We start from the raw sequence: 12,792 nt of genomic DNA, 5'->3' as shown, positions 1-12,792 counted from the left end.
CCATCGCTTGCCGTCAGGGGCGCGCGCCACCCGGTAGGGTGGATACTCCGGGAATGGTCTCACAGCTCAATGCCGCAATCGGGAAAAGAGCTCACCAGCGTGCAGCCACAGGCACAACGATGACCATGCAGCGCCACCGGCTGTCCGTCCACTTCCGATAACGAACTGCCTTCACTGATGACCGTGATGCCATGTTTATTGCACTTCACTGCATCGCCTTTACAGGCGATCCCTTTCCCGAAGCACAGATAATGCCCGCCCAGCACTTTCCCACCGTACTCCCGCAGGGTATCGCCCTCGCGTATCACTGTTTTCATCCTTCATCCTTCCCTGAATCAGGCCGTTACGGTCGCCTTAAGATTTTCCGCCCAGCTGGACTCAATCATCGTTTTTGCCAGTGCCAGCCGCTGATCGCTGATGAGCTGCGTTTGCTGAGCCACCACTGTGCCTGGCTCCATCGTTGGCGCCTGCAGCTGTGCAGCGTTGGGCAGCATTGGCAGCGGTTTGCCGGAAAGCAGATCGATGGCCTGCGTTTCGAGGTAAACGGCACCCGCGGTACCGGCAAGCCCCGCGAGTTTGCCCTTCGCGCTTTTCTGTCTGATGATAACGGCCGCGCCTGCGGCAAGGGTCGCGACGCCCACCACCGCTCCGGCAATCATCAACGGCGTCATTGGCTTACTGCTGCAGCTGCCGAAATAGATCATCCGGTAAAGGAAATAGCTGCCCCAGGGTTCGCGGGAGCCGAAGGCGTTGTGCATAAACCACGCGCGGGAATCGTGGATCTGATCGTCAAACAGTGCCCGCACCAGCCCGCCTGGTTCAGTGGCGTTACTCGCTTCGCCGGCCGCCGGGAAAAGCATTTTTATACGATCGTCTCCGGCGGTTTTCATGCTGAGCCATTCGCCATACTCATTATCGTTATTCAGCAGGAAGATGGCGTTACTCATTGAATCAACCGCAGTAAAAATCCAGTTACCGGTACCCGACCGGGAGAGGCCGTGGTAATCCTCTCTGAACTCCTCTGCGGCCTGACGCAGCTGGGTTTGCCCCAGCGCGGCGTCGAAATCCTTTGGCCCCGGCGGGAGCATCAGGAAGCCATCTTCAGGTTTATGTTCGGCAATTATTTCCTTACGAGCATCGTCAACTTTTTTCTGTGCTTCTTTCCAGTCATCCTCAGACTGCTTTCTGACCAGCGGATCGCTGTCTTTATCCAGCCCATTTGCCGCCGAATCGACATAGAAGCGCTGGGTCTTGTAGGTTCCCCCGGCATAGCGGTTAATACGCCAGGCGGTGATCCAGCCCATCTGATCTTCAAGGGCTTTCTCCAGGCTGACCGGCGCGCGCGGTGGATCGTATATTGCGGCTTGTTCGGGGAGAATCGGGACTGTGGACGAACTCAGACCGAGGGTAAGCTCGCGCCAGGCGTTGAAACGATTGACTAAAGCAGTATCAATATCGAATTCTAAGACTCTATCGGCATCCATTACCCTCCAGCGCTGAGTTTTAAGATCCTCAGGTAAACTATCCTCTGGAACTTTTAGAGGGGCACCTGATTCAAAAGCAGCGGCGTACATTTCATTTAAAGCAATTTGTGACAACAGCAAACTATCGCCATCACCATTGGCCTTTCCCTGATCTCCCGGTGGATATCCCCCGCCTAAATCCGAGTGCATTCCCGGATAAACCACCTCCTGGCTGTTCGCCGGATACGTACCATCCGGACGGCGGATCGAATCCAGCGGGAAACACAGCCGCTGCTCGTGGGAAGAGACCAGATGGACACACTTTTTAATCAAGCCGCCGTAGATCTTCTCTGCCGGCAGTTCCTGGGTCTCGTCTGCCCAGCCCATATGCCCTTCCGCCACCGGGGCGATATGCGCCACGCCCACCGAGGCCACCGTGTCCAGCAGGCCCAGGAACTCCACACTGAGCGAAATTTTCAGATCGCCCACTGCCAGGCACTGCTCGGGTTTGTCTTTTCCCTCCTCAGGCTTTGGCAGCAGTTCGCTAAGCCAGCGGACAAAAGCTCGTGCTGCCGCTGTGCCGCGGGAAAAGCCGTACACGTACAGCTTGATTCCCAACAGCTTTGGCTTTCCGGGCTCGGTGGGTACCAGAGCCTTTTGCAGCTCTGGTGCCATATCTTTCAGCAGGCTATGGAAGGTCTCAAAACGGTTGGCAGCGCCGGTCAGCCCAAAGGACGCCATAGAGGTGGCCATTTTTTCCACCGCCTTCCAGCTTTCGTCGTCCGACAGCGTATCCAGGCCCATTGTCCGCTTCAGGGCATCGATAATCCGCAGCAGGCCCCAGTTGATTCTGTCTTCCCCGTGCGTCGCCGCCGCCAGCCCCATCATGCTGAAATCCAGGTCGTTCACCTCGGGGAAAGGTGTCCCGACGCCGGGAATATAATATTTGTAGTATTTGTCATCGCCGCTGCCGCTGGCATCCAGCAGCTCCGCTGTTTTATCTGCCAGCCCTCCGGCATAGCCCTGGCCGATAGTGGCGCGGAACAGGCGGGCAATATTAGTGGGGTGCTTTGGGTCAGCAATATATAAGTCGTGATTGAGGTTATTGCCGGTGCCGTCAAAAAACAGGCTGATGTGTAAAGTTTTACAGCAGGGAGGCTCCACGCGCCGCCTGGCGGCCAGGCACAGCTTCTGCCGCCAGGCCAGTTCATCGCTGTCCTGCAGCGCGCAGTTTGCACCAACCAGCGCAGACTTGGTGGGCAAACGCCCCTGAGCCGGAAACGCTGGCGGGAACCATGCCAAATCGGTAATTATTTTGGACATACTTTCGGCTCCGGCATTTGCAATGGCTCGTTGATTGGGTACCCCGGCCGGCCGGGGCTTACACAGCTGGTCGTCACTTTCACCTCATCACAGGGCAGAAAGTGCACCGTGATCCCGCAGGTTTTTTGCCCCGTATAATCCGGTACTGGTACCACCGCGCTGTGCTGCTTATTCTGGGCCTGCATATTTTTTTTCCATTTTTTGAACTTCTCTCTATCTGCAAAGCCGGGAAAACCCTTTGAGCCGCCCACCCCCGTTTCCCAGTCGACCTTCACCGTCATACCCGGTCGCCATTTCGCCGGCACGCCATAGCAGCACCCCCCGCCGCCGCCCTGATACGGACCAATAGCATCGATGCCAGACTGACCGTCGACGCTGAAATGGTTGATCGCCCATTTGGTGTGGTTGATGGCGACAATAATCCCACCGCCGCCGTTCCGGTTTTCCGCCTTTGCCACCGGCTGGCTACAGCCCGCCAGCAGCAGGGCACCCAGTACCACGAGGTAATGTCGTATTTTCATTTTGCATTCCTTTGATGAAGAAACGGATGACGTGCGTCTTGCTCAGCCATGACTTTTCGGGATGGCATGGCTGAGCATTACTGAAGAGGAATAAAAACCAGATCGTGATTAAGGTTATTGCCGGTTCTGTCGAAAAAAGGCTGATATGCACAGTCCTGCCGCCAGGTAAGCTCGTGGCTGTCCTGCAGCGCGCAGTTTGCGCCAACCAGCGCAGCCCTGGTGGGTAGACGCCCCTGAGCCGGAAATGCTGGCGGGAACCATGCCAGATCGGTAATTATTTTGGACATACTTTCGGCTCCGGCATCTTAAGGGGCTCGTTGATCGGGTAGCCCAGCCGGCCGGGGCTCACGCAGCTGGTGGTCACCTTCACCTCATCACAGGGCATAAAGTGCACCGTTATCCCGCAGGTTTTTTGCCCCGTATAATCCGGTACTGGTACCACCGCACTGTGCTGCTTATTCTGGGCTTTTATTTTTTGGGCCCAGGATAAAAATTTTTGTTCATCGGCATAACCCGGAAAATCCATTGAGTATCCCACTCCTGTTTCCCAGTCGATTTTGACCGTCATACCCGGCCGCCAATTCGCCGGCACGCCATAGCAGCACCCCCCGCCGCCGCCCTGATACGGACCAATAGCATCGATGCCAGACTGACCGTCGACGCTGAAATGGTTGATCGCCCATTTGGTGTGGTTGATGGCGACAATAATCCCACCGCCGCCGCTCCGGTTTTCCGCCTTTGCCACCGGCTGGCTACAGCCCGCCAGCAGCAGGGCACCCAGTACCACGAGATAATGTCGTATTTTCATTTTGCATTCCTTTGATGAATAAACGGATGGTGTCCGTCTTGCTCAGCCATGACTTTTCGGGATGGCATGGCTGAGCATTAATGAAGGGGAATAAAAGCCAGATGGTGATTAAGGTTATTGCCGGTGCCGTCGAAGAACAGGCTGATATGCACAGTCCTGCCACCAGGTAAGCTCGTGGCTGTCCTGCAGCGCGCAGTTTGCGCCCATCAGCGCAGCCCTGGTGGGTAAACGCCCTGAGCCGGAAACGCTGGCGGGAACCACGCCAGATCGGTGATTATTTTGGACATACTTTTGGCTCCGGCATCTTAAGGGGCTCTTTGATCGGATGTTCCGGATGGCCATAGTTGGCACAACTGGTCGTCACTTTCACCTCATCACAGGGCAGAAAATGCACCGTGATCCCGCAGATTTCCTGCCCCGTATAATCTGGAACTGGTACCACGATGCTGTGCTGACGATTCTGAGCCTTCATTTTTTTTTCCCAGGCAAGATACCTGGCGTCATCACCAAAGCCTGGAAACCCATCCATATCTCCTACTCCAGTTTCCCAGTCGATTTTGACCGTCATACCCGGCCGCCACTTCGCCGGTACGCCATAGCAGCAGCCACCGCCGCCGCCCTGGTACGGCCCGATAATGTCTATCCCCGACTGACCGTCGACGCTGAAATGGTTGATTGCCCATCTGGTGTGATTGATTGCCTCTATGGTTCCGCCGCCGCTCCGGTTTTCCGCCTTTGCCACCGGCTGGCTACAGCCCGCCAGCAGCAGGGCGCCCAGTACCACGAGGTAATGTTGTATTTTCATTTTGCATTCCTTTGATGAAGAAACTGATAACGTCCGTCTTACTCAGCCATGACTTTTCGGGATGGCATGGCTGAGCATTACTGAAGAGGAATAAAGGCCAGATCGTGATTAAGGTTATTGCCGCTGCCATCGAAGAACAGGCTGATATGCACAGTCCTGCCGCCAGGTAAGCTCGTAGCTGTCCTGCTGCGCGCAGTTTGCGCCAACCAGCGCAGCCTGAGTGGGTAAACGCCCCTGAGCCGGAAACGCCGGCGGGAACCACACCAGATCGGTGATTATTTTGGACATACTTTTGGCTCCGGCATCTTAAGGGGCTCTTTGATCGGATGTTCCGGATGGCCATAGTTGGCACAACTGGTCGTCACTTTCACCTCATCACAGGGCAGAAAATGCACCGTGATCCCGCAGATTTCCTGTCCCGTATAGTCCGGAACTGGTACCACCGCACTGTGCTGCTTATTCTGGGCCTTAATTTTATCTCGCCATTCTCTGTATTTTTTTGAATCAGCGAATCCTGGAAACCCTTTTGTTGATGCTTCGCCACTTTCCCAGTCCACCCTCACCGTCATACCCGGTCGCCATTTCGCCGGCACGCCATAGCAGCACCCCCCGCCGCCGCCCTGATACGGACCAATAGCATCGATGCCCGACTGACCGTCGACGCTGAAATGGTTGATCGCCAATTTGGTATGGTTGATGGCGACAATAATCCCACCGCCGCCGCTCCGGTTTTCCGCCTTTGCCACCGGCTGGCTACAGCCCGCCAGCAGCAGGGCACCCAGTACCATGAGGTAATGTCGTAATTTCATTTTACATTCCTTGTATGGCAGCCTCTCCGGAAGGCGAACTGCCTCATGAACCCACTTTCAGACTTCTGCTGAGGACCGTCCGATCAGGGTCTTAATCACCCAATCCTCGCGCTCTTTATCCAGTAGCATCCCTTTGGCGGTGGCTGAAAGCATGCCGTTGAAACAGGCCGTAAACCGTTCAGCCTGCGAAGCAAATCCCGTATCGGGAACGTCCCGATAGCGAAGCATCAGCCTGGCATCGCAGATGCACATCAGGGCTTCAAACTGGCTATCGCTCAAAGCGATGTTTTGGCACTTCTCGTTGATGGCGGGCTGTGCTCCCTGCCCCATCAGCAACCCCGGCTTCTCGTCAGGATCCAGCCAGCTCCAGAAGAGCGCCGGGCGCTGCAACTGGGCCTGCTGATCAGGTTCCAGAATATGAGAGAACAAATAAGGAAAAATACGGGCATCAAAGTATCTGAACAGCCCCGCCCGTCCTTCATGTGTCGCATCGGTACAGGTTGTTAACCATTCCGCCAGTGTAGCGAAAGGCCAGGGAGAACAGAGCACCAGTAGTGGAGCAGTTTTTTGTACTTTCTGAGCCAGCTCAATCAACCACTGTTTCTGAAGCGGATCGTTCAAAGAGATCCTGATCAACAGCGGCGACTCTTCTGGCAGGGCATCTTCCGGCAAGCCCTGATAGAGAGACTGCCATACCAAAGGTGGTGAAAAATCCCGCAGTACCGGAATGACGGAAAAATCAATACCGCACTGGTCGAGAATAAAATCAAGGTGAGTCAGATTTATATCAGCGCAGGTTTGCTGAAGCAGATTCACCCAGTCAGTGATATGGGTCGTGTTCATTTATGCCTCCCTTGGCACAAAGCCCTGTGCCAGCCGCTGCGCCTTTTTCAGACACTCTTTGCATACTGATGAAGGCAATTCAGGCAGCGGATAATCCTCACTCGCCGGGCCCTGTAATTTATGTTGCCCCTTGAGGCTTAACAGGCCTGGACCATGCACGTTGATTTCGCCCTGTGGCGTGAGCTTGATGTAAGCGCCACCGCAGGCGAGCGTGATCCCATTCTTTGCCGTCAGCTGCAGGTGTCCCTGCGTTGACTGGACGGTGACATCCTTCAGGGAAGTCAGCGACAGCACATCACTATGTGATTCAATCTCCAGTGCACCTTTGGCAGATACCAGCCGCATTCCTTCCTGTAGGGCTAGCAGCGAAACCGCCTGACTTGCGTTCACCGAATAGCGCTGTGCTGCGGTGATATTGACTTCTCCCAGGCTCTGCAGGTACAACCCTTTCCCGCTGTGCATCAGAGTCGTTTCCGGCGTAACGGCGGCAATACCTTTAGGTGAAGACAGCAGCAGCGCAGGCTCTTTAAGCTCACTGGCAGCGGAAACAAATGCTCTTAACGGCTCAGAATCAGGCGTTATGTTGTGGTGAGTCTGCGTAATCGTTCCCCACCCAGTTACCTGATTCAACGCTCCTTTTAGCAGACTGACCGCCGGCTGCATCTCCAGCACCTGGCCCTGTGCTTTCGTCTGGCCATCAGCGCTGATGAACATCCCTTTCTGTGCCCGGATGGCGCCCCAGCTGTCGGTTCTGAGCTCGAAACCCTCTCCACGCTTCTGCTTTTCGCCGTCGACCAGGTGCCCCAGATTCAGCTGGCTCTTGCCGCCGTACTCGGTGCTGACCTTGACATGCTCTTTTCCGCGCTCGTCGTCGAGGCGGATTTTGTTGTTCGCCGGGGTGCGCAGCACGTTGCGTTTGTAGTTGCGGATGGTGACGTGGTCGCCGTGCGCCGAGTCGTGCAGCACGCCGGCGATGTATGGCCGGTCCGGGTTACCGTCCTCAAAGCCAATCGCCACTTCGGTGCCCGCCAGCAGCGGCAGGTGCAGACCGTAAGTGTCGCCGGCATACGGGCGGGACTGGCGCACCCACAGGCTCTCGAACCCGGTTTCCCGGTTATCCCGGTCAAACAGCATGTTGACGCGATAGCGGCCGTCTTTATCGATGTGGCCGTAGGTGTCGTTCTCTGTGGTGCTGGTTACGCGGGCCGGTAATGTGCCGGCCATCACCGGGCGTGAGCCTGGCTCAGGACGGAAACTAAAATCCGTGCTGTCCGGGATCCCGTCAAAATGCACTTCAAAATCCCGGTCACGCCGCGCATGGCTGCGCATCGCCGTGATGACCACGCCCTGAGCAAACACCTCGGCCACTTCATACCCACCGGTGACGTTGAGCACCTGGCCCGGAGAGAGGGTCGGGCAGCTGGTGATGGCATGGGTCCGGGTCTGGCCATTCAGGTAGCGCTCATGACGAATGCGGGCATAGAACGCCCCCGACTCCGCAGCCGGATTGCGGTCGTACGCATTACCCTGGGTAAGGTAGTTGTCCCCCCAGTGGTAGGCATCCCCGCAGGTGGTGGCATCCCCGCGGGTCACATCAACCTCGGTATTCATGTCATCCGTGGCCTGTCGGTAGTTGTAGTCGCGGGTGCTGACCTGCTTCTGCACCACGTTATGGTGGCTCTCCATCCCCCACACCGCGTCCACTCCGTCTGAATGCTGGCCCGACGGCGGCACCGAGGGTAGCGTCAGGCCTTTTTCATACCCCTGCTGACCGTCGTAAAACTCCACCACGTCGATGTTCAGACGCGTATCCGTGGTAAAGCGAAACCAGATACCCACCTCACCCAGCAGGCGGGTAATGAAGCGCAGGTCATCCTCGCCGTACTGCATCACCTGCTCACGGCGCGGGTACTCTTTTGAGAGCGAGAACAGAAAATCCTGACCGCGCAGGTTGTGACGCTCGCGCAGGATTTTTTCCACAATCTGCGGCACCGACATGTCCTGATAAATGGCGTTCTGGTGTGAACGGTCGAGCAGCGCCAGGCGTGGCTGCAGCGTCAGGGCATAATGAGTTTCATCTTTTGATGTACCGAGGCGTTCAAAGCCGCTCACCACGCCCTGAAGGGTGCGCACCGCCTGCTGCATTTTGATGCCGTAACCCTGGTCAACCGGGGCCTGCAGCGTCAGGGAGGCCGCTTTCATCAGCATCATCTCTTTGCTGATGGCATGGTCAGAGCTGGTGAATTCAATACGGTAGCTGAACGGCCGGCTGAGCGCCTCATCGCCGTCAAACGCCAGTACATCGAGCCCGGCTTCACATCCTTTCACCGACAACTGGTGATGGCTGTGGCTGAATCTGATCGGGAGACGGGAGTTCATGCGTTATCTCCTTCAGTCCGGTCAAACTCCAGCCCGATCCCCTCTTCCTCGCTCCAGCTCAGCCATAGCGACTGTGGTTTCTGTCTGGCGGCCATGTGGCTCAGCAGTTGCTGACTCAGCACCGGCAGAATCTGCTGATTGAGCAGGCTGTCAACGTTGCGCGCGCCGGTATCCGGCAGCAGGCAGGCGGCGGTCAGCGCGCCATACAGGCTCTCATCAATCTGCGTGGTCAAACCGTAGTGACGATGTAAGCGTTTGCTGACCTGTGACAGCTTCATTTCCACGATGGTGCGCATCGCCGCTTCTGCCAGCGGGCGGTAAATCACCGTCTGGAAGCGGGCCAGCAGCGCCGGCTGGAAGTGGTCGCGCAATATCGGGCGCAGCAGCTCGTGGAGATTGCCTTCGCTGGCCTCCGGCTGTTCGTCCAGCAACTGCATCAGATGGTCGCTGCCGAGGTTGGAGGTCATCAGGATCACGGTGTTGCGGAAATCGATTTCACGCCCTTCGCCGTCGCGCATAAAGCCGCGATCAAACACCTGGTAGAACAGGTTCATGACGTCGCGGTGCGCCTTTTCCACCTCATCGAGAAGTACCACGCTGTACGGGCGCTTGCGTACCGCTTCGGTGAGAATGCCACCCTGACCGTAACCCACGTAGCCCGGCGGTGAGCCTTTCAACTGGGAAACAGTGTGCGGCTCCTGGTACTCGGACAGGTTGATGGTAATCAGCGATTTTTCACCGCCGTACAGCACGTCCGCCAGCGCCAGCGCGGTTTCGGTTTTACCGACGCCACTCGGGCCGACCAGCAGGAACACGCCTTGCGGGCCGTTCTCTGACGTGAGTCCGGTCTTCGCCGCGCGCAGGCGCCGGGCGATGGCGGTCAGCGCCACGTCCTGCCCGACCACACGCTGGCCGATTTCGTTTTCCAGCATCAGCAGTTCGGTTTGCTCGTCTTTCATCAGCGAGGACAGCGGCACGCCGGTCCAGTCGGCGATTACATTCGCGACGGTGCGGGTGTCCACATCCACCTGAACCAGCACATCGCCCTGCTGCGCCTGTTCGAGCCGCTGTTGCAGGTCGGAAATCTCAGCCTGCTGGCTGATGTCCTGGCGGCTGGCCGTCAGTTGCTGTGCCAGCGCTTTTTCGTGGCTGAAACGTGCTTCCTGCTCTTCGATGCGCGTCTCCAGTTCAGTCCGCTGCTGCTCAATGGCACCCAGGCGGTCATCGTGACGGTTGCTGCCGGCGGCGATATCTTCCCGCAGCGCCTGCGCTTCCAGTGCCAGCGCGGTCAGTTTTGCTTTCAGGCGCACAATTTGTTCTGGCACCGTGTCGAAACTCATCCGCACACGTGCGGCGGCGGTATCCAGCAAAGCAACCGCCTTGTCCGGCAGCTGGCGGCCCGTCAGATAGCGGCGGGACAGCGTGACGGCTGCGCGTACTGCATCATCAGTGATATGCACGTTGTGGTGTTCGGCGTAGCGGGCTTTCAGGCCGCGCAGCATCAGGCAGGCGGTCTCGTCGTCCGGCTCGTCTACTTTTACCATCTGAAAGCGGCGCTCCAGCGCGGCATCGCGTTCGAAGTATTGCTTGTATTCAGACCAGGTAGTGGCGGCGATGGTACGCAGTTCGCCACGGGCGAGTGCCGGTTTGAGCAGGTTGGCGGCATCCGCGCCGCCGGCCTGGTTGCCGGCGCCAATGATGGTGTGCGCTTCATCGATAAACAGCAGAATCGGTACCGGGGACTGCTGCACCGCATCAATCACGTTTTTCAGGCGCTGTTCGAATTCGCCCTTCACGCCTGCGCCCGCCTGCAACAAACCAAGGTCGAGGGTGCGCAGAACAACCGGCTTCAGGCTTTCCGGAACGTTGCCTTCAGCGATACGTAAAGCCAGGCCTTCCACCAGCGCGGTTTTGCCGACGCCCGGTTCGCCGACCAGAATCGGGTTGTTTTTGCGACGACGCGAGAGAATATCCACCATCTGGCGGATCTCCGTATCGCGCCCAAAGACCGGGTCGATTTTGCCTTCTCTGGCTTTGGCAGTAACGTCGAGTGTGAATTTATCGAGTGCGTTCTGCAGCGCTGGATTGAGTTCGCCTTCCTTTATGGCCGCGCCGACCGGGCGCCCGACAAACTCCACCTCACCACCATGACTCTGCGCAAGTTCCGCTGCCTGTTGCCGTTCCGGGCGTTCCTCCGACTGCCCATCAAGCAGCGGGCGCAGACGCTCCAGCTGACTGTGGCCCAGCGTCAGCAGCGGCCACAGCCCGTCACAGCGCACCAGTTTCTGTTTATCAACCAGCGCCATCAGCAGATGGACGCTGCGGATCTGTTCCTCACCGTTAAGAGAAGCAATCAGCCAGGCTTCCTGCATCAGCGTCTGAAGAGTGTCAGACAATTGCGGACGCTGACGGACTGAACGCGGCAGTTTATCCAGCCAGCCAGGCAAGCAAATCCTGCCATAGCATATCCATATCCCACTCATAGCGGCGTGCCAGTACCGTCAGGTCACCTTCCCCCTGTTCGAGCAGCTTCAGCAGCCAGTGCTCCGGCAAAATTTCCGCATGGGCGCGGGTCTGACACAGGGAGGCGGCGGCTTCCAGTGCGCGAGCACAGTAAGGGTTAAGGCGGCGTAATAAGGTTGATGCGTGATGCTCCATAAAGACTTTCTCCATTCTGACGCGCACTATCGGGTTTTACCGTATGGGGACTATCGGTTACAGATATCCCCAACCGGAAGAGCCTCACCGCACACAATTCATGTCCTTTCAGGCAGGGTTACAGCATCTGAAACGCGACGATTAAATGGTGTGTTTTTTGATTTGGGCCGGGTCTAATAATGGCCACCAATTTCCAGGATCGTTATGGACATTCCTGCCACCGAGAATAAAACCCTGTCCTGCTGTGTAAGCCGGACAGAATAGAGGTTACTGTTGCCCTTCAATTTTTCATAATTCATATCTCCTGCAAGTCTTGCAGCATCTGACGGAGAACGGCCGGTCAGAATATATCTACGCCAGTCGTGATATTTCCGCATTCCGGCAGACGGCACACTGATTGATTTTCCTCTTTCCCAGCGCTGCCTGGCAGCTGAATCATCAAAAGTAAATGGCATAATTTTCTCCTTTTATGTCTCAGAAATAAGCCTGATTCATTCAGGCACGCTACCGCCCATCGCTTTTCCGTTTAGTAAGGAAGCCTAAGCGCATTAGGCCAGATTTTTGGATGTTCACTTTTTAACTGTCCCCTCAGCACAAAGGGGCTTTGCTAAAAGCTGCGGACAGGTTTCCCCATCCGCATCAGGCGTTACTCTAAACAACAACCCTGCAGCACCTGGCACGGCAGGTCATTACGCGGTGGCACGTTCGTTCCAGCTATCGGAATGAATGATGTTTCCATCTTTGTAGGTCCAGGTGATTTTTTCGTAACGCAGTTCAAGCTGTTCGAGGTGATTGTGCTTTTCGTAAGAAGGATTCTTAACGTCATGCATCAATGGATTCACTTTCACCACCTTCACATTCTCGAGTCTGGTGTTGAAGTATTCGACTTCCTGACCGGCGTCATTGATTTTGTACCACTTGAACTCTGCTGATTTCAGGGTCTGGCCAGTGGTCACTGCCTTGTACAGATACGGACTGGACGAGTCGATTTCCTTGGTGAACATAAACGGCGTGTGGATACGGGTGCCGGTCAGTTTGCCCGTGTTGTTGTCGGTCGGAATGTAGATATTGTGATCCTGAGCGACAACTTCGATGCTGCCTTCACGGTCCTTAACGTCTACGGAACCTTTAATGTCCGCACCACCGTCGTCTTTCAGCCAAAGATAAACAGGGATTGCCATGG

12 protein-coding genes and 2 pseudogenes are annotated in these 12,792 nt (G+C 56.6%); all 14 read right to left on the bottom strand.

What is annotated here, in order from left to right:
- Window positions 1-59: 59 nt before the first annotated feature.
- The 14 genes and pseudogenes from C1N60_RS06150 to hcp all read right to left on the bottom strand — a co-directional run bounded on the left by C1N60_RS06150 (window position 60) and on the right by hcp (window position 12,790).
- Complete coding sequence (locus C1N60_RS06150; RefSeq protein ID WP_058782050.1) at window positions 60-317, bottom strand: PAAR domain-containing protein; 258 nt, start codon at window positions 315-317, stop codon at window positions 60-62.
- Between the two features lie 18 nt (window positions 318-335).
- A complete protein-coding gene (locus C1N60_RS06145) occupies window positions 336-2,786 on the bottom strand; it encodes a T6SS phospholipase effector Tle1-like catalytic domain-containing protein (RefSeq protein WP_394521517.1) in 2,451 nt (816 codons plus the stop codon).
- Window positions 2,774-3,307: a DUF3304 domain-containing protein gene (locus tag C1N60_RS06140; RefSeq protein WP_058785602.1), complete on the bottom strand. Its 534-nt coding sequence runs from the start codon at window positions 3,305-3,307 to the stop codon at window positions 2,774-2,776. The genes C1N60_RS06145 and C1N60_RS06140 overlap by 13 nt, the downstream gene beginning before the upstream one ends.
- 274 nt (window positions 3,308-3,581) lie before the next feature.
- A complete protein-coding gene (locus tag C1N60_RS06135; protein WP_058775852.1) occupies window positions 3,582-4,115 on the bottom strand; it encodes a DUF3304 domain-containing protein in 534 nt (177 codons plus the stop codon).
- Between the two features lie 104 nt (window positions 4,116-4,219).
- Window positions 4,220-4,402: pseudogene (locus C1N60_RS06130) on the bottom strand (hypothetical protein); the annotation flags it as partial.
- Window positions 4,390-4,920: a DUF3304 domain-containing protein gene (locus C1N60_RS06125; RefSeq protein ID WP_394521516.1), complete on the bottom strand. Its 531-nt coding sequence runs from the start codon at window positions 4,918-4,920 to the stop codon at window positions 4,390-4,392. The pseudogene C1N60_RS06130 and the gene C1N60_RS06125, both read right to left, overlap by 13 nt.
- Window positions 4,921-5,021: 101 nt before the next feature.
- Window positions 5,022-5,208, bottom strand: a pseudogene (locus tag C1N60_RS06120) (hypothetical protein); the annotation flags it as partial.
- Entirely contained in the window at window positions 5,196-5,729 is a 534-nt protein-coding gene (locus tag C1N60_RS06115; protein WP_394517229.1) for a DUF3304 domain-containing protein, read from the bottom strand. The pseudogene C1N60_RS06120 and the gene C1N60_RS06115, both read right to left, overlap by 13 nt.
- Window positions 5,730-5,786: 57 nt before the next feature.
- The gene (locus C1N60_RS06110; RefSeq protein ID WP_394521515.1) at window positions 5,787-6,572 is read right to left on the bottom strand and encodes a DUF4123 domain-containing protein; all 786 of its coding nucleotides are present in this window, start codon (window positions 6,570-6,572) and stop codon (window positions 5,787-5,789) included.
- Window positions 6,573-8,951 (bottom strand): type VI secretion system Vgr family protein, encoded by a 2,379-nt coding sequence (locus C1N60_RS06105; protein WP_394521514.1) that lies wholly within the window; start codon window positions 8,949-8,951, stop codon window positions 6,573-6,575.
- A complete protein-coding gene (tssH, locus tag C1N60_RS06100; protein WP_394521513.1) occupies window positions 8,948-11,347 on the bottom strand; it encodes a type VI secretion system ATPase TssH in 2,400 nt (799 codons plus the stop codon). Before tssH ends, C1N60_RS06105 begins: the two co-directional genes overlap by 4 nt.
- A 31-nt stretch (window positions 11,348-11,378) precedes the next feature.
- Complete coding sequence (locus tag C1N60_RS06095; RefSeq protein WP_394521512.1) at window positions 11,379-11,609, bottom strand: hypothetical protein; 231 nt, start codon at window positions 11,607-11,609, stop codon at window positions 11,379-11,381.
- 173 nt (window positions 11,610-11,782) lie between these two features.
- Complete coding sequence (locus tag C1N60_RS06090; protein WP_072209960.1) at window positions 11,783-12,064, bottom strand: type II toxin-antitoxin system RelE/ParE family toxin; 282 nt, start codon at window positions 12,062-12,064, stop codon at window positions 11,783-11,785.
- Between the two features lie 234 nt (window positions 12,065-12,298).
- Window positions 12,299-12,790 carry a type VI secretion system effector Hcp gene (gene hcp, locus C1N60_RS06085; protein ID WP_021509115.1) on the bottom strand — a complete coding sequence of 164 codons (492 nt, stop codon included), beginning with the start codon at window positions 12,788-12,790 and terminating at the stop codon, window positions 12,299-12,301.
- Window positions 12,791-12,792 lie beyond the last annotated feature (2 nt).

It is taken from the genome of Pantoea sp. SGAir0184, assembly GCF_043544755.1.
This window is presented reverse-complemented; position numbering and strand designations above follow the sequence as displayed.